Here is a 22,509-nt window from a genome sequence, read left to right as displayed (position 1 = left end):
TCCTCCGGACGCGAGTATTCGGGGGAATGCGCCGCTACACGATTCGGCGCATTCCCCCGGAAAGAGAGGCGAGATCGGCGGTGCGACGAGCGGGATTCGCACCCGCCGCACCGCCGTACATCACGACTGCTTCACGCTCTGCTTCACGGACTCCTTGACCGACTGCTTCACGCTCTGCTTGACCGACTGCTTGACGGACTGCTTCACCGACTGCTTGACGGACTGCTTCACGCTCTGCTTGACGGACTGCTTGACCGCGGCCTTGGTGTTCGGCATCGTGTACACGCCTCATTCCTTGGTGTGTTAATTGATTTCCCCGATTCGGCCTCTCGGCGTCGCCGGGGATGCCAAAAGATTCGCCTGTCGACCCCGGTCCTGTCAACGGATTGTGCTGACAGCTATTTCCCGGAAAGAACATGACAGTGCGGAGCACTGCCGTTGCGTTCATTTACGGGTCACTATCTGGCTATCGACAGGTGAGGAGGTCACGATGGTCGCGAAGAGCGCGGACCTGTGTTGGGGGCAGCGGCACCACGTGCTGCACTACCTCCAGACGCCGGCCGAGGCCCGGCACGACATGCACATCGCGATCAATCACCCGGTGCCCGAGGGCACCACGATCGCCCACGTGCGGTCGGCGCTGACCTACCTGGTGCGCCGGCACGAGATCCTGCGCACCACCTACGACCTGTTGGCCCAGCCTTGGCCGCAACAGGTTGTGCAGCCGCCGGCGGCGCCGACTGTGCATGTCGCCGGCGACCGGCCGGCGGAGCTGATCGCGCGGCTGACCGAGGAACCCTTTGACATCACCACGGAGTGGCCGATCCGCGCGGGCGTCATCGCCGACGGTGACACCGTGCGCCGGCTGCACCTGGTGTTCAACCACCTGTCGCTGGACGACGTCAGCCTGGGAACGCTGACCGCCGAGCTGGACACCGTGCTGGCCGCGCGGATCGCGCGCCGCCCGATCCAGTTGCCGCCGGTCGTGCACCAGCCGGTCGACCTGGCCCGGCACGAGGCGACGTTGACACCGTCCCTCGACCACTGGCGGCGCACGGCTTCCGAGCTGCCGCACGACATCTATGCCAGTCGCCGGACCGGCGAAAATGGCTCGCACGCGGCGTCGTTCACGGTGCCGTCGCTGCTGGCCACGGCCCGGACGATCGCCGCCGAGCACAAGGTCTGGCCCTCGGCCGTGCACCTCGCCGCCTACGCGATCACCGTCGCCGCCTACACGGGCGAGCCGAAGGTCGCGTTCCGCATGTACACCAGCCAGCGCGAGTCCAGCGGCTTCGAGCACGTGCTCGGCTGCGCCTCGTACCCGACGCTGGTGGTGATCGACACCGTCGGCCCCTTCGCCGAGGTGATCAAGCGTGCGGCGCAGCAGGTCGAGGAGGCCATGGCGTACGCGCACGTGCCGTACGACCTGGTCGTCGAGCTGGTGGCGCAGGCCGGCCAGCCGCGCGTGGAGTCGGAGCTGAACTTCCTGAACTACGCGCCGAGATCCTGCCGGACCAAGCGTGATCGCTTTGTCTGGAACGCGGAGCCGGTGCACTGGGCCAAGTCGGGTGGTGACACCTACTTCCGGGTCTACGAGTGGTGCGACGGCACGACGCTGGCACTACAGGCGATGGCCGACGTGATGAGCCGCGACGACGTGGAGCACTTCCTGCGTAGCTACGCGGCGCTGCTCCAGACCGGTGCCACGCCGACGTTTTCCGAGCGGCCGGCCGCGCCGGCCGTGACAACAGATGTTGTCAACGCCGACGAAGAGGCAGTGAAAGCGCTGGTCGAGGCCGTGGCCGAGGTCAACGGGCTGGACCGGGTGGACCCGGACGCCAGCTACCTGGCCAACGGCGGCCGGGCCCTGCGGCTGCCGCTAACGGTCAGGGCGTTACGTGACAAGGGATGGACCGACGTGTCGCTCGGCCGGCTCGCCGGCGCGCGGCCCCTGCGGACGATCGCCGACGAACTGAGGAGAGCGATGAATTTCGTCGAACGACTGAAGAAGGACCTGACCGGCGACGAACACGCCCGCTTCGTGTTCGTCAACAACTTCGAGGTGGAGCGGAGCTGGGCGGTCGGCGAGCCGAAGCTGCCCGGCGCCGGCATCGCCTTCGCCGGCGCGACCGTGAACCGCATGGAGGAGATGGGCGCGCTGCTGGCCGACACCGGCGACGTGGTCGTGCTCAAGGCCGCCATGGACGCCGAGTTCGCGGCCTATCTCGGCCGCCTCGGCGCGGCCGCCGGCCGGACGGTCAACGCCGAGGTCAGCAGCCCCGAGCTGATGGTCACCGAGGATGCGCTCAACTCCCCGCTGCTGCTGGAGGAGCTGCGCAAGCTGGCCGACGGCCGCACCTACCTGATGCCGCTGGGCATCTCCGCGGCCGAGGAGGAGCTGGCCAAGGAGACCGGGCTGCCGCTGGCCGGCACCACCGCCCAGACCTGCAAGGCGGTCAACGGCAAGATCTTCAGCCGCCAGCTGGTGGAAAGCATTGGCATCCGGGAGGTTCCGGGTCGTGTCGTGCACACGGTCGGTGAGCTCCGTCCGGCGCTGGAGGAGCTGCTGGCCGACGGCGGCCGCGTGGTCGTCAAGGAATCCCTTGGCGTGTCCGGGCGCGGCATGGTCGTCGTGGCCGACGAGAAGGCGGCGAGCCGCCTGCTGCGGCTGATCGAGCGCCGCGGCCTGGACGCACCGGCCAACCTCGTCGTCGAGACGTGGATCGAACACGCCCAGGACCTCAACTACCAGTTCGTGGTGTCCCGCACCGGAAACGTGCGCTTCGAGACCGTGAAGGCGGCCGTGCTCAAGGACGGCGTGCACCAGGGCCACCGCTTCCCGGTCGAGCTGCCGGCGGTCGCCGCGGCCGAGCTCCAGGAGGCCGTGCAGAAGATCGGCAAGGCGCTGCACGAGGAAGGTTTCTTCGGCCTGGTCGGCGTGGACGCCATGCTGGCCACCGACGGCACGCTCTACCCGTGCCTGGAGATCAACGCCCGCTTCAACATGTCGACCTACCAGAGCCGGATCGCCGAGCGGTTCATCCCCGACGGCGCGCACGCCATCGCCGCCACGTTCGGACTGCGCCCGTCCCGCGTGCACAGCTTCACCGAGGTCGCCGACGCGCTCGGGGACCTGCTGCTCGACGAGGGCCGCACGACCGGCGTGTTGGTCAACAACTTCGCGACGCTGAACGCCGCCGCCACCGACGGCAGCTTCCACGGCCGGCTGTACGCCATCTGCGTCGCCGAGAGCGCCGACGCGGCGCTGGAACTGCGCCAGGAAGCCGAAGCACGCCTGCAGAGAATGGTGGGGAACCAGTCATGAGGATCCAGGGCATCGAGTACGAGGAGCTGGCCGGGCGCTTCGGCACGCCGCTCTACGTCTACGACGGCGACGTGCTCACCGACACGATCACCGGGCTGCGCAACGCCTTGCACCCCAAGCTGGAGATCTTCTACTCGCTCAAGGCCAACCCGAACGTCAGCGTGTACGCCGCGCTGAAGGCCGGTGGCGCCCGGGCCGAGGTCTCGTCCCTGGTGGAGCTTCGCACCGTGTTGCAGGCCGGCACCGCGCCCGAGGACGTCATCTTCCTCGGCCCCGGCAAGAGCGAGTGCGAGTTGCGGGCCTGCGTCGAGACCGGCGTGTACGCCATCGTCTGCGAATCCTTCGACGAGCTCGACCACATCGAGCGGATCGCCGCGCAATGGGGCGTGTACCAACGGGTTCTGCTGCGGATCAACCCGGCGCTGGCGATCAGCGGCTCGCGGCTGACCATGGGCGGCAAGCCCCGCCAGTTCGGCATCGACGAGGAGCAGGTGCTGGCCGCCGGCGACCTGACGGCGAAGTACCTGCACGCTGACGTCGCCGGAATCCAGGTATACATGGGAACCCGGATCCTCGACGCGGACGTGGTCGGCAAGAACACCCGCTACATCCTCGACCTGGCCGAACGCGTGGCCGAGGCCTGCAACATCCGACTGGACACCGTGGACATCGGTGGCGGGCTCGGCGTGGCCTACTTCGACGGCGAGCAGGACATCGACGCCGTCGACGTGGCCACCGAGATCAACCCGCTGCTGGACAAGTTCGTCGGCGCGCACCCGGAGACCCGGCTGATCATGGAGTCCGGGCGGTTCCTGGCCGGCCGCGCCGGCACGTACGTGATGGGTGTGCGCTACGTCAAGGAGTCGATGGGGGAGCGCTTCGCCATCGCCGACGGCGGCACGCACCACCACATGGCGGCGGTCGGCATCGGGTCGTTCGTCAAGCGCAACTTCCCGGCCGCGCTGCTGTCCAACCGCGAGGACGTGGGCGAGCCCGAGTCGTGGAACGTCACCGGTCCGCTGTGCACGCCCAACGACTCCGTGCTCAAGCACGCCGAGCTGCCGGCGCTCAAGGCCGGCGACCTGATCGGCATCCTCAACTCCGGCGCGTACGGCCCGACGGCCTCGCCCGGCCTGTTCCTCAGCCACGGCTACCCGGCCGAGGTCCTCGTCACCGGCGGCGAGGCGCACCTGGTGCGCCGCCGCGACGAGGCTGAAGACCTGCTCCGCCACCAGATCCTCGTGCACACCACCAAGGAGTCATGATGAACCGCGAAGAGATCGTCGCCCACCTGCGTGTCGCCCTGTCGGCCGTGCTCAACAAGGAGGTCGGCGAGCTGTCGCCGGAGTCCCGCCTGTTCGAGGACCTGGCGCTGGACTCGACCAGCGTGATCGAGCTGCTGATGTCGTTGGAGGACACCATCGGCCTGGAGATCGACCCTGACGAGCTGGGCCCCGAGGTGTTCCAGACCGTGGGCAGCCTGACCGACTACATCGAGCACGGCTTCGCCAAGGCCGCGGTCTGACGATGCCGATCGGACTGTCCAAAGTGGCCGTCCAGCTGCCCGGACGGTCCGAGCCGGTGCAGGACATCCTGCTGCGCGCCGGGCGGGACGCCATGGAGCGCAAGATGTTCGCCAAGGTGCACGGCCTGCGGGAGAGCCCGACGCTGGCCGACCACGAACAGCTCGAGGACCTGTTCGTGGCGGCCGGCCGGGCCGCGCTCGACGGCGGCACGGCCGGCCTGGTGCTCTACGGGCACACCATGCTGACGCAGGAGTTCGGGCTGCGCGGCGGATTCCCGGACCGGGTCCGGGCCCGGCTCGGCCTGTCCGGCAGCCGGTTCTTCGGCCTGTCGCACGTGAACTGCACGTCGGTGTTGCGGTCCTTGGACTTTGCTCGGCGCTACCTGGCCCGCTACCCCAAGGAACGGGTGCTGGTACTGGGCGGCGACCACGGCAGCGTGCACGACGTGGCCCGCGTGATCCCCGGCATCGCCATCGGCGGCGACGGGGTTGTCGGCCTCACGGTCGCGGCACAGGGCCGTTATCGGTATCTCGGCGGCGTGACCAGCCGTGATCTTCGGTTCCACCGCAACATGCGGATGTCGCCGCGAGAAGCCGAGGAGTTCAGCCGGGTCTGCTGCGACGAGACCGTGAACACGCTGCATCGTGCGGTGAAAGCCGTCGGCCTGAGCGTGGACGAGCTGGACTGGGTGCTGCCGCACCTGTCCAACCGGATGTTCTGGGGCAGCGTGAGCCGCCGCGCCGGCATCCCGCGGGAGAAGGTCCTGCTGGACCTGATCCCGTTGTGCGGGCACAACTTCGGCGCGGACGCGCTGATGGCGCTTGACCACGCCGACCGCACCGGCCGGCTGCGCCCCGGTGACCGCTGTGCCCTGGTCTCGGTGGCCCAGGGCGCGTACTTCCACACCGCGATCGTCGAAGTCGAGGAGGACTCATGAGCACTGTTCTCGAGCAGTGCGAGCGGATCGCGCGGGACGAGGGTCTGGCCGCCGGCCTGGCCGCCGCGCTGTCGGGCACCGAGGTCACCGCCGCCGCGCCCGGAAGCTTTGCCGCCGTGCCGGCCGCAAGCGTTGCCGATGGCGCGGAGATCCGTACGCACAGCCTGGCCGACCGCGAGGACATCGTGTTCCTGGCCTGCCCGGGGGAACGACCGGCCGCGGACTACACGCTGGCCGAGATCGGCCGGCTGCTGGCCGCCGTGCGCATCGGCACCGTGCGACGCCTGCTGGACGAGGCCATCGCGTACCTGTCCGAGCGGACCGTCGCCGACGAGCCGCTGATCCGCAAGCAGCTGATCACCGGCACGGTCGGCGACGTCGCCGCCGAGCTGGAGCTGGCCCGCGCCTACGCGTCGGTGCCGCTGGCCCCGGATGCCCTGGCGGACCTGCATTCCACATTGGACGAACTGGGCTGGCAGGTGACGCAGCTGTTCGGTGCGGCGGGCTACGTCGCCGATCACGCGGTGCGGGCGCTGTACGTGTCGGCGCTGGTGGCCAACACCTGGATCGACCGGAAGGGAGCGGCGTGATGATCGAGCTCGACGAGCGGCTGCGGGCCGTGCGCGACGACTGCCGGGACGCGGTCGAGGACATGCGCGCCCGGGCCCTGTCCATCGACGCCGACCCGGACGACATGGAGCAGCACTTCAATTCGCCCGTGTACACCATGATCCGGCTGTCCAATACCCCTCCGGAGTACCGCGAGTCGGTGTCCGGCGGATACCGCCTGATGAAGGCGAAGTCCGTGCTGGAGGACATCGTCGGCATGGTCGAGCTGGCCCGCGGCGACATGTCCACCATGTTCGCCTGCCCGTGCCCGGCGCTGGCCGGCGTGTACGTCAGCCTGCTCGGCAACCCGGCGCAGCAGGAGAAGTTCTACACCCGGCTGCACGGCGGCCGGACCTGGACGTTCTTCGCCATGAGCGAGCCCGGTCACGGCAGCGACGCCACGAACATGCAGACCAGGCTGGAAAAGGACGGCAACGGCGGCTACCTGCTGTACGGGGCCAAGCGTTACATCGGCCACGGCGCTCGCGGCGGCATCGGCCTGATCTTCGGCCGTACCGGTCGGTCGGCGCTGTCCATCCGGGCCGCGATGGTCGAGGTGCCGGCTTCTGGTTTCACCGCGCAGCGGCTGGACACTGTTGGCCTGCGCGGCGCGTACCTGTCCGAGTTGCAGTTCGACGGCGTGCCGGTGTCGGCGGACATGCTGCTGGGCGAGCACCTGCCGGTCACCCGGCGTGGCATCTGGGGCGCGGTCAAGACGTTGAACAACATGCGGATCCAGATCTCGGCCTCGGCCGTGGGAACCGCGATGGCGATCACGGAATACGTTGCCGAGCACCGGAAGAACGCCCCGGGCGTGGACCTGGCGCTGGCCCGCGCGGAGGCCGGCAAGCAGCTGATCTTCCAGGCCGCGGCCAAGCTCGACGCCGACCCCGAGCGCGGCTACTTCGCCAGCGCGTCCAAGCTCAGCGCGGTGCGGATGGCCCAGCGGACGGCCCAGTGGGCCATCGCGTCCATCGGCCCGGCCGGCCTGATCGAACACCCGCTGCTGGAGAAGTGGACCCGGGACGTGCGGGCCTTCGAGTTCATGGACGGCACCAGCAACATCCAGCGCCTGCACGTGGCCCGCGGCTACCAGTCGGGAGACGCTGATGGCTGATCTGAGTATCACTCGCTTGTGTGCGGCCGTCCGGACGCACACCGATTACCTGCCGCTGACGGCGTTTCCGGACGACCTGCTGCCCAAGCAGCGGGTGGAGGCGGCGATCCAGGAGGGTATTCCCGTTGAGCACCTGATCGTGGTCAACCCGGCCGACTCCGACGAGCCCGAGCTGAGCGACCTCGCGCTGGCCGCGGTCGGCGTCCCCGACGACGACCAGCCGCTGTTCCTGATCCGCTCCGGCCCGTTGCGCGACCCGATGGTCACGCTGCTGGCCCGCATGGTGCTCGAATTCGACTGGCGCGGTGACGACATCGGTATCACGCATCTCGACGAACTCGGTGGCACCGTGGGATTCGAGCTGCTGGACTGGGCGATTCCTTCCGTGGCAACGGTCTTGATCTGCGACGAGCCGGTGTTCGCCGATGCTCGCGTCGGTACCGGTCGCTTCGCCACCGTGGGCATGCGGGTGCGGCAGGGGCCGGGTCCGCTGCGGGTGCTGGACGCCGGCGAGGGCTCTCCGGAGTCCTTTTCGGACGTCGAGTGGCGGTTCACCGGGGCCGGGGCCTGCGACGGCTGGCTGGACGTGCACGCGGCGTTGAGCGCCGGCGACATCGCCGACGGCGAGCGTATCCTGTTGCACACCAAGGGACCGCTGCGTGAAGGCTGGTTGCTGGCGCAGGTCGTGGACGCCGCGGGCGTGGAGTTGGCATGAAGATCGCCGTCGACCTGCTGTCGGTGTCCCGGTTCAGCCGGGTCGCCGAGCACCGCCGCTACCGCGGCCTCGTGTTCACCGAGGCCGAGCTGGCGCAGGCGGGGAGCCCGGCACGGCGCGGCACGCCGAGCGGCTGGCCGGTCGCTTCTGCGTCAAGGAGGCCGTGTGCAAGCTGCTCGGCCGCGGATTCGGCCAGGGCCTGCGCTGGCGGGACATCGAGGTGATCGCGGACGAGTGGGGAGCGCCCGCGGTGACCCTGCACGGCGGCGCCGAGCGGCTGGCCGACGCCGTCGGCCTCGGGGACGTCGCGGTCTCCATCACCCATCAAGTGGATCTTGTCGTCGCGGTGGCCGCCGCCGTGCGGAAGGGAACGTCATGACCAGGAGCATCGCCACCGAGGGCGTGCTGCACGGCTGGTTCCTGCGCAGTCTGCGCCGGAACCCGGCGGCGGTCGCGCTCCGGGTGGCCGGAGAATCGTATACGTACCAGCAGGTCCACGAACACGCGCTGGCGCTGGCCGGTGAGGTGGTTGCCCGGGTCGGCGACCGGCCGCGACGGATCGGCTTGCTGGCCAGCCGCAGCGAGCTGGCCTATGCCGGCATTCTCGCCGCCGGCTACGCGGGCGCCTCGGTGGTGCCGCTGAACCCGGACTTCCCGGCCGAGCGGACCCGCGACATGATCACCGCCGCCGAGATCGACGCGCTGCTGGTCGACGACAACGGTCGGCCCCTGTTGGGGGACTTGGGTTCGGCACTCGACGACACGCCGGTGATCACCGAGCTGTCCGCGCCGCCGCTGGAGCACCCGTACTCCGCCGATCCGGACGACATCGCCTACATTCTGTTCACCTCCGGCTCCACCGGACGGCCCAAGGGTGTGCCGGTGCGGCACCGCAACGTCGAGTTCTATCTGCGTTTCGTGCACGACCGCTACGGTTTCGGTCCGTCGGACGTGTTCTCCCAGACCGGCGAGCTCACGTTCGACCTGGCGATGTTCGACATCTTCAGCGCCTGGGGCAGCGGTGGGACGCTGGTGTGCATGCCGCCGCAGGCGTTCATGGCGGTGCCGCAGTTCGTGCGCAAGTACGGCATCACCGTGTGGTGTTCGTCGCCGAGCGTCATCTCTTTGCTGCGGCGTATGGGAAAGCTCACGCCGGGGTGCATGCCGTCCATGCGGCTGGCGGTGTTCTGCGGCGAGCCGCTGCTGCGTGACGACGCCGCCGACTGGCAGGCCGCGACCGGTGGGCTGGTGGAGAACCTGTACGGGCCGACCGAGTTGACGATCTCGTGCAGCGTGCACACCTGGGACCCGGTGACCTCGCCGGCCTTGTGTGTCAACGACATCGTGTTGATCGGAACCATGCACCCGGGCCTGGACCACGTTCTCGTCGACTCGGAGGGGGTCGTCGGGGCGGCGTCGGGCGAACTGTGCGTGACCGGTCCGCAGATGTTCCCCGGCTACCTGGATCCCCGTGACGACGAGGGCCGGTTCCTGGAGCACGATGGCCGGCGCTGGTACCGTACCGGCGACGTCGCGCGGCTGGAACCCAATGGGGAGTTGGCTTTCCTCGGTCGCCGCGATCACCAGGTCAAGATCCATGGCGTGCGGGTCGAACTGTCCGAAGTGGAGAGTGGCCTGCGCAGGCTGGGCGGCGTGACCGATGCGGTGGCGATCGCGCTGGACGGCGAGCTGTATGCGTTCTACCTGGGGGAGGAGCGGCCGGCCGCCGACCTCATGGAGGAGATGGGCACCTTCTATCCCCGGTACCTGATCCCGCTGCACTACCAGCACCTGGCCGAGTTTCCCTTGAACAGCAACCGGAAGGTCGACCGGCCGGTGCTGACCGCACGTGTCAGGAGCGGGTCGTGAGCGTCGGGCTGTCCCGGGTGGCGGTGAAGCTGCCGAGTTGGGTGGAGCCCGTCGACGACATCATGGTGCGGGCCGGGCGGCCGGTGACCGAGCGCAAGATGTTCACCAAGGTGTACGGGCTGCGGGACATCCCGTCGCTGGCTCCCGGCGAGCTGTACGAAGATGTCCTGGTCGAGGCCGGACGGGCCGCACTGGACGGTGGCACCGCTGATCTCGTCCTCTATGGACACACGATGCTGATGGCCGAGACCGACCTGTGCGCCGAGTTCCCGGACCGGCTGCGAGCCCGGTTGGGCCTGAGCAGTTCGAGGTTCTACGGCCTTTCGCACATCAACTGCGCGTCCGTGCTGCGGGGTGTCGAGTACGCCCGGATGTTCCTGGCCCGGCCCGGCGCTTCCGGCGACGAGCGGGTGCTCGTGCTCGGCGGCGACCAGGGCAGCGTCGGCGACGACGCCCGGGTCATCGCCGGCACGACCGTCAGCGGCGACTGCGCCGCCGGCGTGATCGTCCATAACGGACAGTCGGCCCGGTATCGCTACCTCGGCGGGGCCGGCGGCCGGGATGCCCGGTTCCATCGCAACATCCGGATGACCTCGGAGGAGAACGCCTTGTTCGCCAAGGTGTGCTCGGCCCAGGTGGTGGAGACGGTGGAGCGGGCGGCCGCGGTGGCCGGCATGACGCTCGACCAGCTCGACTGGGTGCTGCCGCACCTGAACAACAAGATGTTCTGGCGGACGTTCAGCATCCAGTCCGGCATTCCGCGTGACAAGATCTGCCTCGACCTGATGCCCGAGACCGGCCACAGCTTCGGGGCCGACGCCCTGATGGCCATGGAGCACGCCGACCGGGTCGGCCGGCTGCAGCCCGGTGACCGCTGCGCGCTCATCGCGATCGGTCAGGGCGCGTACTTCCAGGCGATGATCATCGAGGTGCTGGCGGACTGACCTCCAGTGCGACGGCGCCGCGGAGCAGTTCCCGGGCGCGGTCCAGGGTGATCGAGCCGCTGAGCCAGCGTTCGCTGAGCCCCTCCACCAGCGCGGTGAGGCGCTCGGCGGCGTCGGCCGCCGGCGCGTCCGGTCGGACCCGGGCGATCGCCTCGGCGACCTCGGACGTCCAGACCCGGGTCGACTCGGCCAGGGTGTCGCGCAGTTCGTCGTTGAAGACGGCGGAGGCGCGCAGCTCACCCCAGGCGGTGCTGTTCGTCCGCACTGCCTCGGTGTCCTGGAGTTCCTGGAGCAGCATGGTTTCGACGTTCGCGGCCGGCTGCGTGTAGTCGGCCGCGCGGTCGCTGACGTGCTCGAGCGTGCGGCGGAGCAGACCGGCGCGGTCGCCGAAGTGGTAGTAGATCAGCGCGGTCGAGATGCCGGCCTCGGCCGCCAGCTGCTCGACCCGCAGGCCCCGCACCCCGGTCCGCGCGATGACCCGGACCGCGGCGTCCAGTATCGCCCGCTGACGCTCCGACACGGCTGCCACCTGGCCTTTCTCCCTGACTTACTTTTCAGTATACCCGGCTGATCGACTTGACTGAAAATTTAGTCAGCCTCATGATGAGGCCATGGACGACCTCTCGCTGTCCCGTCGGACCGTGCTGCGCACCGCGGCCGGCCTCGGCGCGGCTGCCCTCGCCGCGTGCTCCCGACCGGAGCCACCGGCGCCTTCGCGTGCTGCCACGACCACCTCGAAGTTGGGCGCGGAGTGGGCTCGTCACGCCCGAACCGTCATGTCGTGGCCGACCACGACGATCTGGGAGTCCGACGTCGTCGGCGTGCGTCAGGACATCACCGGCCTCGCGCGGGCGATCGCCGACTACGAGTCCGTGATCCTGATGGCTCGTCCCGAGGATGTGGACGGCGCGCAGCGCGCGGTCGGCAGTGGCGTGGAGGTCGTTCCCATCCCGGTCGACGACCTCTGGGCCCGTGACACCGCGCCGGTGTTCGTCTCGGACGGCGGTGTCGACCTCAACTTCAACGGTTGGGGTTCGAAGCAGCCGCACGCCAACGACGCCGGCGTTGCTCGCGCTTTGCTTGCCAAGTACGGGATTCCGCGCGTGCCGACCTGGCTCGTCGCCGAGGGTGGGGCGCTGGAGACCGATGGCCGCGGCACGTTGTTGGCCACCGAGAGTTCGCTCGTCAACGACAACCGCAATCCCGGTCGGTCACGGCAGCAGATCGAGGACGAGCTCAAGCGGCTTTTCGGTGTCGGCAAGGTGATCTGGTTCGCCGGCGTGCGCGGGCAGGACATCACCGACGCCCACGTCGACTGCCTGGTCCGCTTCGTCGCCCCCGGCGTCGTCCTGCTCGACCAGGCCTTTCCCGGCTCGCCGCCCGATGTCTGGTCGCGGTCCGCCGACCAGGCCCGGACCGTGCTCGCGGGCAGCACCGACGCCACCGGTTCTTCGCTCACCGTCATCGATCTGCCGCAGCCCGACCCCGATAACGTCACCGTTCGAGGATCGAAGAGCGTGATCTCGTACGCCAACTTCTACATCGCCAACGGCGCCGTGTTCATGCCCAAGTTCGGCGACGCCGCGGCCGATGACCGAGCTCGCGGAATCCTTCGCGATCACCTGCCCGGACGCGAGGTCGTGCCCGTACGTATCGACAACATCGCGGCCGGCGGCGGGGGTATCCACTGCGCGACTCACGACCAGCCGGCTTGAGCAGCCCCGGTCAGCGGGTCGTCGTCTCCGCCGGAGGCGGGGTGCTGAGGTCGACGGGGTCACCCCACTTGTCGAACCGGACCTCATAGACCACCGGTTGGCCGGTGCTCACCACCTTCGCCGAGCTTTTCAGGCTCAGCATCGTGTACTGCCGGTCGACGACAAGTTCGAAGTCCTCCGACCGGCCGCCCGCATCGAGGGCGTACTTGGCCTCGTCCTTCAGATAGGGGTTGGTGAGGGAGTCCATGGCCTTCCTCAGGTCGAGCGTGATCTTGTACCGCGTGGCGTCCCCTTCCGGGGACGAGCCGGTGATCTCGCCGCCGGCGGCGAGCATGGCCAGGTCGTACGCCGTTGGCACGGTCTCCTGGACACCCACGTCGTTGAAGCCGAACATGCTGTTGGTGAAGTCGTCCTGCGCTTGGCGATCGAGTGCCACCCATGGTTTGCCGGGCGGTGGCTGGTAGACCGGGGTGACCTCGACATAGGTCTTCGTGTCCAGGGTGATGAACCGCAACGCCTGCGGCGGGTTGCCGTCGTTCGGCTTGACCTGGACCGTGATGTCCAGGTCGGCGGCGGTGTCGATGTCCACGTGGTCGGTGTCGACCGAACCGATCCGCACGCTTCCCTCCGCCGCGTAGGTGAGGGTGTTGTCGATCGGCACGGCGGTGACGTGATAGGTGCGTTTGCCCCGTGCGGCGGCCGTCACCTTGCCGACCAGGTCGGCGGCCGTGAGCGGGCCCGTGTCGGAGGGGGATGACGGCGCGCCGGAGGTGGGTGGTGGTGCCGCCACTGGCGCGGACGCGCATCCGGCGATTACAAGGGCAGCAGCCAGCCCGACAACCAAACGTGATCTCAAGGGTCCCCCTGCGGACGGTGAAGAAGCTGTCCGGACGATACCCCGGTCCCGGCTCTGACCAGCGGTAAACGCCGTTACCGGGTTCGACGGGCAACGTCGGGATGACCATGCCGTGTCCCGCGAACCAGGGTGGGAGCGATCTTGAACGAACGAGGCTGAACGAGCAGCCCCCGAATCCATTCTAGACCTCGACGCCGGAAACCCGGGTCGGAGCGATCTTGGGCGATCGCGCTCGACCCGGGTTCCCAGGTTGATCTGGTTGGATTGGTTTGGGGGCAGCTCAGGCCTGGGCTCCAGCGGCGTCGGCGATGAGGTCGGCGACGGCCTTGGGCTGCGAGACGAGCACGGCGTGGGAGGCGTCGGCGATCTCGACGACGGTGGCCTCGGCGCGCTTGGCCATGAAGTGCTGGGCGGCCGGCGGGATGTTCTTGTCGCCGGTGGGGATGAGCGTCCACACGGGAAGGTCGTGCCAAGCGGGGGAGTCGGAGCCGCCGGTGAGAGCGGCCTCGGCGACGGGGCGCTGGGTGGCAGCCATCAAGGCGGCCTGCGAGGCGGGGACGTCGGCGGCGAACTGGTTGGGGAACAGCTCCTGGCGCACGTACAGATCAGTGTTGCCGTCGGGCAGTGCCACCGTTTGGAGGGTGTCGCCGAGGGTGCTGCCGGGGAACTTGTTGGACAGCTCCAACGCGCTCTCGCCCTGCTCGGGGAGGAAGCCGGCGATGGAGACGAGCGCCTTGACGTTGGCCTGACCGACGGCCGCGTTGCTGATGACCGCGCCACCGTACGAGTGGCCGACCAACACGACCGGCCCGTCGATGCTCTGGACGAGAGCCTTGATGGTGGCGGCGTCGGTGCTGAGGCTGCGCAGCGGGTTGGCGGCGGCGATGACCGGGAAGCCGCGGTCGGTCAGGTCGGCGATCACGCCGTTCCAGCTCGAGGCGTCGGCGAACGCGCCGTGGACCAGGATCGCGGTCGGCTGAGTGGTCATCTCGATGTCTCCTTCGATCTCGTGCTGACATCGAGAACGTTAGGCGATTACATCGTGCACAATCAAGTTGGCCACGATGTGACTTGGAGCACGTCTAACCATGACCGCCGGACCCGGTGCGGACTACTGCGTAAGAGGACAGGAAGGCCACGTATCAGGCGGTCATGGTCAACTTCGACGCGGCCAGGACGCCGGCCTGGAAGCGGCTGACGGCGTCGAGGTTCTGCAACAGGGCGGCGATGTGCCGCCGGCAGGTGCGCACGGACATGCCGAGGCGACGGGCGACGACCTCGTCGGTCAAGCCCTGCGCCATCAGCCGGGCGACGCTCTGCTGGAGGTCGTCGATGGCGTCGGCGTAGCCGGTGTCCTCGGCGGCGAACGGCGTCGCGCTGTCCCACAGCTGCCCGAACATGTCGAGCAGGAACCGCACGACATTGCGGTCACGGACCCGCCGCGCGGTCGGGAAACCGTCCTCGTCGAAGCTGAACATGACGGCCAGCGTCCGATCGAACACCACGGCCGCCTGCGGCACCTGGCTGAGCGTGCGGATCTCGGCGCCGTCGGCGATCAGGCGCTTGGCCTTGGCCCGCGAGGCGAAACCGGCGCGGCTGCGGTGCGGGCACACGACCCGCACGGACACGGCCCGCTCCAGCACCGAGTAGCACGGCGCGAGCAGGTCGTCGAGCAGCTCGTCGTCGTCGTGGCCCGGCCGCAGCACGACCATCTCGTCCCGGCACACCTCGGCGGCCAGCTTGAACAGCCCGCGGATCTCGGCCACGCCCTCCAAGCTGTCGATGGCCCCGACCGGCTCGCTGACCTCGACGGCCGGCCGGGTGATGGCGTCGATCCGGTCGCGCAGCCGGTCGGCCAGCTCGCGCCGCTGGTACATGGCCCGCTCGACCGGTGAGATCAGCAGCGTCGCCGCGACCTCCGGATCCATCGGCAGGTAGCGGCCGGTCGTCCCGTCGGTGCGCAGCAGGTGCAGCTCGACCAGCCGCGTCAGCGCGGCGAACACCTCGCCGGTGGGCAGCGCGAGGTCGGCCGCGGCCCGCTCCGGCGAGACGATCTCGCCCAGCTGCACGGCGTAGCGGTAGAGCTCGGCCTCAAGGTCGTCGGGCACACCGTCCACAGTGGGCAGTGACCCGAGGGTAACCACGGACATGTCGCCTCCAAGTCCTTGTGCTCAGCGGCGTCCACCGTGCCAAACGATCTTCTCGTGCCACTACTGCTCCGCAACTGCCCCGGTGATGGCGCGGTGATGGTGGGTTGAGCGAGGCGGATGGTCGACTCGGCGCAGCGTCCGCCCGACCCCGCAGCCGAGTGAGGAACCCATGGACATACCGCGCTCCTTCCGCAAGACCCTGCTGGCCCACCTGCCCTACGCGGTGAACGAGGACTTCACGGCGGCCGACGACCTGGCCGCGCTCGGCCTGAACTCGATGGGCCTGGTCCAGCTGCTGACCGACCTCGAGGAGACCTTCGGCCTCGAGCTGCCGGACGAGCTGATCACGGAGGAGACCTTCGCGACCGCGGGTTCGCTGTGGGCCACGGTGTCCGACCTGGTGCCCGCGGGGCAGTTCAGCGATGCGTGAGGTCCGCGTCGATCAACTCCTCGCCCGTGGGGAACCGGATTCGCCGGCGCTGACCTTCAAGGACGTCACGCTGAGCTACCGCGAGCTGGGGGAGCGGGTGGCACGGCTGGCCGCCGGTCTGTCCGGGCTCGGGGTGCGCAAGGGCGACCGGGTCGCGGTGTACGCCGAGAAGCGCATTGACACGGTTGTCACTTTGCTGGCGATATCCGCAACGGGAGCCGCTTTCGTACCGGTCAATCCGCTGTTCAAGGCCCGGCACCTGGCTCACGTGGTCGAGGACTGCACGCCGCGACTGGTGATCACCACGCCCGAGCGCCTGGACACGGTCCGTGAGGCGACGGATGTCGAGACTGTGGTCTTCGGCGACGATCGGTGGCGGGCGCTGACCTCGGAAGACCCTGTGACAACACCTGTTGTCATCGACCAGGACGTCGCCGCGATCATGTACACCAGCGGCAGCACCGGTGGCCCCAAGGGCGTCGTGCTCTCGCACCGCAACATCCTGGCCGGCGCGGAAAGTGTGGCCAGCTACCTGAAGCAGTCGGCGGACGACGTCATCCTGGCCGCGCTGCCGCTCAGCTTCGACGCCGGCTTCAGCCAGCTGACGACGTCGTTCCTGGTCGGCGCGCACGTCGTGCTGGTCAACTACCTGCTGCCGCGGGAAGTCGTGAAGCTGTGCGTCAAGCACGGGGTGACCGGCCTGACCTGCGTGCCGCCGCTGTGGTTGCAGCTGGTCACGCAGGAGTGGCCGGCCACGCGCCTGCGCTACTTCGCCAACACCGGCGGCCGCATGCCCCGGGCGACGCTGCAACGGCTGCGGGAGATCTTCCCGGACGCCGAGCCGTACCTCATGTACGGCCTCACCGAGGCGTTCCGCTCCACCTATCTCGACCCGGCCGAGGCGGACCGCCGCCCCGACTCGATCGGCAAGGCCATCCCCAACGCCGAGATCCTCGTCGTCCACCCGGACGGGACGCCGTGCGAGCCCGGCGAAGCCGGCGAGCTCGTGCACCGCGGAGCCCTTGTCGCGCAAGGCTATTGGCGCGACCCGGTGCGCACCGCCGAGCGATTCCGGCCGCTGCCCACCAGTTACGGCACCGAAATCGCCGTCTGGTCCGGGGACACCGTGCGCACCGACGAGGACGGCTTCCTGTACTTCGTCGGCCGCGGCGACGACATGATCAAGACCTCCGGCTACCGGGTCAGCCCGACCGAGGTCGAGGAAGCCGCCTACGCCACCGGTCTTGTCGGCGAGGCGGTCGCGCTCGGCGTCGACGACGAGCGGCTCGGCCAGCACATCGTGCTCGTCGCGACGCTGCTCGGCGATGCTGAAGAGCTACGGAAGGCGCTTTCCGAGGCGCTGCCGGCGTACATGCAACCGCACCGCATCGACGTGCGGGACCAGCTGCCCCGGTCGGTCAACGGCAAGTTCGACCGGCACCTACTGGCCAAGGAGCTGTCGTGTTAGAAGCCACCGACCTGACCAAGAAGTACGACGAAGTGCAGGCCTTGGCCGGATTCAGCCTGTCCGTGGCGGCCGGCGAGATCTGCGGCCTGGTCGGCCACAACGGCGCCGGCAAGACCACCTTCGTGGACATGGTGTCCGGGCTGCTCAAGCCGGACAGCGGCGCCGTGCTGGTGGACGGCGTGCCGCCGCACGAGACCCGCGGCGAGATCGGCATCTCGCCGCAGCACATCGCCCTCTACCGGCCGCTGACCGTGCGCGAGCACCTCGAGCTGTACGGCCGGCTGTCCGGCCTGCGGCGCAAGGCACTCAAGGCGGAGATCGAGGAGCTGGCCACGGCCATGCAGCTCACGAGCTTCCTGGAGCGCCGCGCCGGCCTGCTGTCCGGCGGTCAGCAGCGACGCACCCAGGCCGCGACCGCGCTGATCCATCGGCCCAAGCTGCTGCTGATGGACGAGCCGACCGCCGGCGCCGACCCGGAGACCCGGCAGGCGTTGCTGGACGTGGTCAAGCAGCGGGCCGACGAGGGGGCCGCCGTGGTCTACACCACGCACTACCTCACCGAGCTGGCCGACCTGAAGGCCAGCATCGCCGTCGCCTCGCACGGCAAGGTGATCGCCCGCGGCAGCAGCGCCGAGTTGCTCGACGGCTTGCCCGGCGAGGTCCGCGTACGGACCACGGACCACGAATACCACCGCGCCACCACGGATCCGACCGCCGCGCTGCTGGAGCTGATCGCGCACGCGCAGGGCACCGTCGAGTCCGTTGAGCTGCGCAACCCCGACCTTGACGACCTCTACCGTTCCCTGGCGGTCTCCGATGTCCACTGACACGCTGCGTGTGCCCGAGCCGCTGATCCGGGCGGGCGCGCTGATCAAGTACAACTCGCTGCTGCGGCTGCGCGACCCGTCCCAGCTGATCAGCTACCTGGTCGCGCCGATGGTGTTCATGGTGATGTTCCAACCCCTGTACACCAAGGCATTGAGCTACGGGTCGATCCAGGCCGTGACCGGGCAGCTGATGATGTTCTCGGTGTTCGCCATGTCCATCGTGGCCAACTCGATCTTCGTCGAGCGCGAGTGGCTGACCTGGGACCGGCTGCGGGCCAGCCGCGCCGCCCGGGCCGAGCTGCTCATCGGCAAGGCCCTGCCGGTGTTCTTCGTGCTGCTCATCCAGCAGGCCGTGCTGATCGTCTTCGGCTGGGCCGTTGTCGGCATGCCGTTCCCGAAGTCGTTGTGGCTGCTGACGTTGGCCATGTGCGTGTGGGGCTTCGCGTTGCTGGGCATGGGCGCGATGCTGTCCACCATCGTCCGCAGCCGCGGCGATCTGTTCGTGGCGTGTGACGTCGGTGCGCTGCTGATCAGCTCCATCGGCGGCGCCATCCTGCCCGTCGACCTGATGCCGCCGTGGGCGCAGGCGATCACCACGTTTTCCCCTGGCACGTATGGGCTTTCCATGCTCCGCTCGGCCGTGCAGGGCGACGTCGCCGGCACCTTGCAGCCCGGCGTGATCTGCCTGGTCATCGGCCTGATCTGCGGTGCGGTGGCCACGTTCCGGCTGGCCCACGGCTGGGGCCGCAGCCACCTGGTGTGAACCGTCCACGGAGGAACGGCCCGGCGGAGTCCGCCGGGCCGTTTTCCGTTGCCGGTCACACCAGGTGTGGTCGCAGCACCCGGCTGATCAGCTCCAGCGTCTCCTCGGGCTGCTCCAGCACCGCGAAGTGCCCGCCGGGCAACGGGTGCAGGCGGAAGTCGCCGGTGGTCTGGTCGGCCCAGCCGTGCATGGAGTCGTACGTGGCCTGCCGGTCGTCGAGGCCGCCGAGGGCCATGATCGGCACGTCCAGCTCGGGCCGGGGCATGTAGCGGTAGGCGACCTTGGCGGTCAGGTCGGCCCGCAGCGGCGGCATGATCATCTTCAGGATCCTCCGGTCGGTGAGGTACTGCTCGGGGGTGCCGCCGAGATCGCGCAGCAGGCCGATGATCTCCTCGTCGGTCACGGCGTCGTCGGCGAAGTCCTCGGTCTGCGGGGCACCGAAGCCGGACACGATGAGCTGCACGGGCAGCGGGCCGCCCAAGCCGCGGATCACGTGCAGCAGCTCGAACGCCGTCAGGGCACCGAAACTGTGGCCGTACACGGCATAGGGCGCGTCCTGTGCATCGGCCAGTAACGCCTCCGCCAGCTCGGCGGCCAGATTACCGACGCTGTGATGCGCAGCCTCACGAAGTCGGGTCTCGCGGCCCGGATACTGCACGGGAAGCACGCTGACGCCGGGAAGCCGGCCGATCCACGGGCGGAACGCCGACGCGGAACCGCCGGCGTGCGGCAGGCAATACAGCCGAAGGCCGCCCTCCGTGTCGCTGAAGGGCAGCCAACGGCTGTGACCGACGGTGGCGGTCACTCCACCACCTCCATCACGACATAGCCGGGCGGCGGCTGGATCTGGCTCAGGTCGGCGGCCAGCACCACGTGCTGGCCGTCACGGGAGGCCTCGCGGAAACCGCTGAAGGCGTAGGTGATCTGCATCATCCGGTTCCGTCCGGTCTCCACGAAGTCGGCCCGCAGCCCGGCGCCGGCGTCACGGGCCAGGCCCATGATGTGTCCCAACAGGACAGTGCCGACGCCACGGGACATCACCCGGCAGGACATCAGCATCATGTTCAGGTGCCAGTCCGGGGCACCCTTCTCGACCAGGGCCAGGCCGATCTTCCCGTACGAGCCGAACCGGTCGGTCAGCGACGCCACCAGCAGCAGGTGGTCGGGCGACTCCCGCAACGCGTCCAGCTCGTCGTAGGAATAGGTGCGGCCGGTCGAGTTGAGCTGATTGGTGCGCACGGTCAGCTCTTCGGCCCGTTGCAGGTCCTCGGTGCGGGCCGGCGCGATGGTGAACGTCATGCCCAGGCTGGCCAGGAACTCCTCGCTGGTGCCGACGAAATCGGCCTCGATGTCGTCCCGCGCCAACTGGCTCTGGTACATGCCGCGCCGCTGCGCCGACTCATCAGTGACGAACCGCGGTCGGAACTCCTTACGCACCAACACGTCATCCATCACGGCACTGTCCACACAGGTCACCGTGGGCAGCGCGTGCCCGACCTCGGCCAGCTCGAACGCCTGGTCATCGACGAAGGCGAACGCGTCAAGGCCCAGGTTGAGCTTGGCCGCGATGCGCTCGATCGACGAGGACTTGGCGTTCCACGAGATCTGCGGGAACAGGAACATGTCGGCCAGGCCGAGCTCGGTCAGCTTGGCCATGGCTGCGCCGTGGTCGTTCTTGCTGGCCACGGAGTGCAGCACACCCATTGCGTCCAGCCGGTGGATATGGTCCACAACGGACGGTCGGACCGTGACGTCGCCGTCCTCCAGCAACACACCGTCCCACACCGTGTTGTCCAGGTCCCACACCACGCACTTGATCTTGCCCTGTGGTGGTTTGACAGGGTTCGGCTTGGCCAGTACTGCGGTCACGGCTCCCACTTCCGGTAGGCCTCGGCAGCGATGGTCATCCGCTGGATCTCCGTGCTGCCCTCGATGATCTCCATGACTTTGGCGTCCCGGTAGAACCGCCCGACCGGGAACTCCGGGCTGCATCCGTTGGCCCCGTGGATCTGCACGGCCTCGGACGCGTGCCGCGCGGCGGCCGTGGAGGCGAAGTACTTGGCGATCCACGTCGCCATGATCGTGGCGGCATCGCCCCGGTCCTTGAGCCGCCCGGCTTCGGCCAGCAGCAGCCGTGCGGCGCGGACGTCGGTGACCATGTCCGACAGCTTCGCCTGGATCAAGGGCAGATCACGCAATGGCGTACCGCCGACCCGGCGCTGTGCGGCGTAGTTGGCGCACGCGTCGATGCAGGCCTGGATGATGCCGACCGAGCCGGCGGCCACGCTGTAGCGGCCGAGGTCCAGCGTGCCGGTCAGCACCATGCCGGACGCGAAACCGCTGGGCCCCAACAGGGACTCGGGCCCGAGTTCGACGTCCGAGAACGCGATCTCGGCCAGCATGGACGACCGGGTGCCGAGCATGTCGTCGATCGGGTTCACCAGCACACCGGGCGCGTTGCTGGGCACCAGCAACGCGATCGTGCTGGCCGGACGCTTGGCGAACACCAGGAGCAGATCGGCCCGCTGGCCGTTGGTGGTCCACTTCTTGACGCCGTTGAGCAGCCAGCCGCCCTTGTGCGGCACCGCGGTCGTGGTGATCGCCGCGGTGTCGCTGCCGGCACCTGGCTCGGAAAGGCAGAACGCGCCGAGCGTGCGGCCGGCGGCCAGCTCCGGCCCCCACTGCTGGATCTGCGCGTCGGTCCCGAAGCGTTGCAGCGCCCAGGAAAGCATGGTGTGCACGGTGAGCAGGCTGCGCACCGACGAGCAGCCGCGGCCCACCTCCTCGTGGATCTCGCCGAGCGTCACCATGTCGATGCCCGAGCCGCCGAGCGCGGCCGGCAGGAACGGAGCCCACAGGCCGGCGGCGGCGATCTCGTCGAGCAGCTCCTCCGGGATCCGCCCGGCCCGGTCCCACGCATCGGCATGGGGCCGCACCGAACAGTCCACAAAGGATCGCGCGAAGGCCCGGTCGATGGCGGGGGCCAGTTGCTGGGTCATGTCACACCCCTCAGACGACCGCGGACCGCAGGCCGTCCACCAGCTCGGTCATCGCCTTGGCGGTGCGGAAGTTGTCGATGCGCAGCTCGTCGTTGGGGATGGTGACGGTGAACTCCTTCTCGATGAACATGACCAGCTCCATGGCGAACAGGGAGTTGATGTAGCCCAGCGAGAAGATGTCCTCGGTGTCGGTGATCTCCGCCTGCGGGAAGCGGTTGGTGATGAAGGCCAGGATTCGAGCCGTGGTGTCCATTGCTTG

24 protein-coding genes are annotated in these 22,509 nt (G+C 69.0%); 15 read left to right on the top strand and 9 right to left on the bottom strand.

The window, feature by feature from the left end; translation table 11 throughout:
- Positions 1-120 precede the first annotated feature (120 nt).
- Positions 121-285: a hypothetical protein gene (locus M3Q35_RS17045; RefSeq protein ID WP_273942811.1), complete on the bottom strand. Its 165-nt coding sequence runs from the start codon at positions 283-285 to the stop codon at positions 121-123.
- Positions 286-490: 205 nt separating this feature from the next.
- On the opposite strand from M3Q35_RS17045, the gene M3Q35_RS17040 reads away from it, so the two are divergent.
- From M3Q35_RS17040 to M3Q35_RS16995, 10 genes are read left to right on the top strand one after another with little or no spacing between them, the layout of a single operon-like run.
- A complete protein-coding gene (locus tag M3Q35_RS17040) occupies positions 491-3,325 on the top strand; it encodes a condensation domain-containing protein (RefSeq protein WP_273942810.1) in 2,835 nt (944 codons plus the stop codon).
- A complete protein-coding gene (locus tag M3Q35_RS17035; protein ID WP_273942809.1) occupies positions 3,322-4,590 on the top strand; it encodes a type III PLP-dependent enzyme in 1,269 nt (422 codons plus the stop codon). The genes M3Q35_RS17040 and M3Q35_RS17035 overlap by 4 nt, the downstream gene beginning before the upstream one ends.
- Positions 4,587-4,850, top strand: coding sequence for an acyl carrier protein (locus tag M3Q35_RS17030; protein WP_273942808.1), 264 nt, complete (start codon positions 4,587-4,589; stop codon positions 4,848-4,850). The genes M3Q35_RS17035 and M3Q35_RS17030 overlap by 4 nt, the downstream gene beginning before the upstream one ends.
- Positions 4,851-4,852: 2 nt before the next feature.
- Positions 4,853-5,788 carry a 3-oxoacyl-[acyl-carrier-protein] synthase III C-terminal domain-containing protein gene (locus M3Q35_RS17025; RefSeq protein WP_273942807.1) on the top strand — a complete coding sequence of 312 codons (936 nt, stop codon included), beginning with the start codon at positions 4,853-4,855 and terminating at the stop codon, positions 5,786-5,788.
- The gene (locus tag M3Q35_RS17020; protein ID WP_273942806.1) at positions 5,785-6,378 is read left to right on the top strand and encodes an acyl-CoA dehydrogenase family protein; all 594 of its coding nucleotides are present in this window, start codon (positions 5,785-5,787) and stop codon (positions 6,376-6,378) included. The genes M3Q35_RS17025 and M3Q35_RS17020 overlap by 4 nt, the downstream gene beginning before the upstream one ends.
- Positions 6,378-7,514, top strand: a complete 1,137-nt coding sequence (locus M3Q35_RS17015; RefSeq protein ID WP_273942805.1) for an acyl-CoA dehydrogenase family protein — start codon at positions 6,378-6,380, stop codon at positions 7,512-7,514. The genes M3Q35_RS17020 and M3Q35_RS17015 overlap by 1 nt, the downstream gene beginning before the upstream one ends.
- On the top strand, positions 7,507-8,229 hold the full coding sequence (locus tag M3Q35_RS17010; RefSeq protein WP_273942804.1) for a hypothetical protein: 723 nt from the start codon (positions 7,507-7,509) through the stop codon (positions 8,227-8,229). Before M3Q35_RS17015 ends, M3Q35_RS17010 begins: the two co-directional genes overlap by 8 nt.
- Positions 8,174-8,608: a holo-ACP synthase gene (locus M3Q35_RS17005; RefSeq protein ID WP_273942803.1), complete on the top strand. Its 435-nt coding sequence runs from the start codon at positions 8,174-8,176 to the stop codon at positions 8,606-8,608. Before M3Q35_RS17010 ends, M3Q35_RS17005 begins: the two co-directional genes overlap by 56 nt.
- Positions 8,605-10,098, top strand: a complete 1,494-nt coding sequence (locus tag M3Q35_RS17000) for an AMP-binding protein (protein ID WP_273942802.1) — start codon at positions 8,605-8,607, stop codon at positions 10,096-10,098. The genes M3Q35_RS17005 and M3Q35_RS17000 overlap by 4 nt, the downstream gene beginning before the upstream one ends.
- On the top strand, positions 10,095-11,042 hold the full coding sequence (locus M3Q35_RS16995) for a 3-oxoacyl-[acyl-carrier-protein] synthase III C-terminal domain-containing protein (protein WP_273942801.1): 948 nt from the start codon (positions 10,095-10,097) through the stop codon (positions 11,040-11,042). Before M3Q35_RS17000 ends, M3Q35_RS16995 begins: the two co-directional genes overlap by 4 nt.
- Here M3Q35_RS16995 and M3Q35_RS16990 read toward each other — a convergent pair.
- Positions 11,020-11,562 carry a TetR/AcrR family transcriptional regulator gene (locus M3Q35_RS16990; RefSeq protein ID WP_273942800.1) on the bottom strand — a complete coding sequence of 181 codons (543 nt, stop codon included), beginning with the start codon at positions 11,560-11,562 and terminating at the stop codon, positions 11,020-11,022. The genes M3Q35_RS16995 and M3Q35_RS16990 overlap by 23 nt on opposite strands.
- A gap of 91 nt (positions 11,563-11,653) precedes the next feature.
- On the opposite strand from M3Q35_RS16990, the gene M3Q35_RS16985 reads away from it, so the two are divergent.
- Positions 11,654-12,757 carry an agmatine deiminase family protein gene (locus M3Q35_RS16985; protein ID WP_273942799.1) on the top strand — a complete coding sequence of 368 codons (1,104 nt, stop codon included), beginning with the start codon at positions 11,654-11,656 and terminating at the stop codon, positions 12,755-12,757.
- Between the two features lie 10 nt (positions 12,758-12,767).
- Here the strand turns inward: M3Q35_RS16985 and M3Q35_RS16980 are convergent, their stop codons facing one another.
- From M3Q35_RS16980 to M3Q35_RS16970, 3 genes are all read right to left on the bottom strand, one after another.
- Positions 12,768-13,547 carry a hypothetical protein gene (locus tag M3Q35_RS16980; RefSeq protein ID WP_273942798.1) on the bottom strand — a complete coding sequence of 260 codons (780 nt, stop codon included), beginning with the start codon at positions 13,545-13,547 and terminating at the stop codon, positions 12,768-12,770.
- Positions 13,548-13,893: 346 nt separating this feature from the next.
- Positions 13,894-14,601 carry an alpha/beta fold hydrolase gene (locus tag M3Q35_RS16975; RefSeq protein WP_273942796.1) on the bottom strand — a complete coding sequence of 236 codons (708 nt, stop codon included), beginning with the start codon at positions 14,599-14,601 and terminating at the stop codon, positions 13,894-13,896.
- A 154-nt stretch (positions 14,602-14,755) separates the two neighbouring features.
- On the bottom strand, positions 14,756-15,763 hold the full coding sequence (locus M3Q35_RS16970; protein WP_273942795.1) for a helix-turn-helix transcriptional regulator: 1,008 nt from the start codon (positions 15,761-15,763) through the stop codon (positions 14,756-14,758).
- Between the two features lie 169 nt (positions 15,764-15,932).
- Between M3Q35_RS16970 and M3Q35_RS16965 the strand changes: the two genes are divergently transcribed.
- From M3Q35_RS16965 to M3Q35_RS16950, 4 genes are read left to right on the top strand one after another with little or no spacing between them, the layout of a single operon-like run.
- Positions 15,933-16,193 (top strand): phosphopantetheine-binding protein, encoded by a 261-nt coding sequence (locus M3Q35_RS16965; RefSeq protein WP_273942794.1) that lies wholly within the window; start codon positions 15,933-15,935, stop codon positions 16,191-16,193.
- Positions 16,186-17,661 (top strand): acyl-CoA ligase (AMP-forming), exosortase A system-associated, encoded by a 1,476-nt coding sequence (locus M3Q35_RS16960; protein ID WP_273942793.1) that lies wholly within the window; start codon positions 16,186-16,188, stop codon positions 17,659-17,661. The genes M3Q35_RS16965 and M3Q35_RS16960 overlap by 8 nt, the downstream gene beginning before the upstream one ends.
- Positions 17,655-18,488, top strand: a complete 834-nt coding sequence (locus M3Q35_RS16955) for an ABC transporter ATP-binding protein (RefSeq protein WP_273942792.1) — start codon at positions 17,655-17,657, stop codon at positions 18,486-18,488. The genes M3Q35_RS16960 and M3Q35_RS16955 overlap by 7 nt, the downstream gene beginning before the upstream one ends.
- Positions 18,478-19,251, top strand: a complete 774-nt coding sequence (locus tag M3Q35_RS16950; RefSeq protein ID WP_273942791.1) for an ABC transporter permease — start codon at positions 18,478-18,480, stop codon at positions 19,249-19,251. The genes M3Q35_RS16955 and M3Q35_RS16950 overlap by 11 nt, the downstream gene beginning before the upstream one ends.
- Positions 19,252-19,306: 55 nt before the next feature.
- Here the strand turns inward: M3Q35_RS16950 and M3Q35_RS16945 are convergent, their stop codons facing one another.
- The 4 genes from M3Q35_RS16945 to M3Q35_RS16930 are packed head-to-tail and all read right to left on the bottom strand — an operon-like array spanning position 19,307 to position 22,503.
- On the bottom strand, positions 19,307-20,056 hold the full coding sequence (locus M3Q35_RS16945; protein WP_273942790.1) for a thioesterase II family protein: 750 nt from the start codon (positions 20,054-20,056) through the stop codon (positions 19,307-19,309).
- Positions 20,053-21,120, bottom strand: coding sequence for an HAD-IIIC family phosphatase (locus tag M3Q35_RS16940; protein WP_273942789.1), 1,068 nt, complete (start codon positions 21,118-21,120; stop codon positions 20,053-20,055). Before M3Q35_RS16940 ends, M3Q35_RS16945 begins: the two co-directional genes overlap by 4 nt.
- Entirely contained in the window at positions 21,117-22,250 is a 1,134-nt protein-coding gene (locus M3Q35_RS16935) for an acyl-CoA dehydrogenase family protein (RefSeq protein WP_273942787.1), read from the bottom strand. Before M3Q35_RS16935 ends, M3Q35_RS16940 begins: the two co-directional genes overlap by 4 nt.
- A gap of 10 nt (positions 22,251-22,260) precedes the next feature.
- Positions 22,261-22,503, bottom strand: coding sequence for an acyl carrier protein (locus tag M3Q35_RS16930; protein ID WP_273942786.1), 243 nt, complete (start codon positions 22,501-22,503; stop codon positions 22,261-22,263).
- Positions 22,504-22,509 lie beyond the last annotated feature (6 nt).

This window comes from Kutzneria chonburiensis (assembly GCF_028622115.1).
Lineage (GTDB): Bacteria > Actinomycetota > Actinomycetes > Mycobacteriales > Pseudonocardiaceae > Kutzneria > Kutzneria chonburiensis.
Note: the sequence above shows the minus strand (reverse complement) of the source record. Positions and strands in the feature narration are given on the sequence as shown.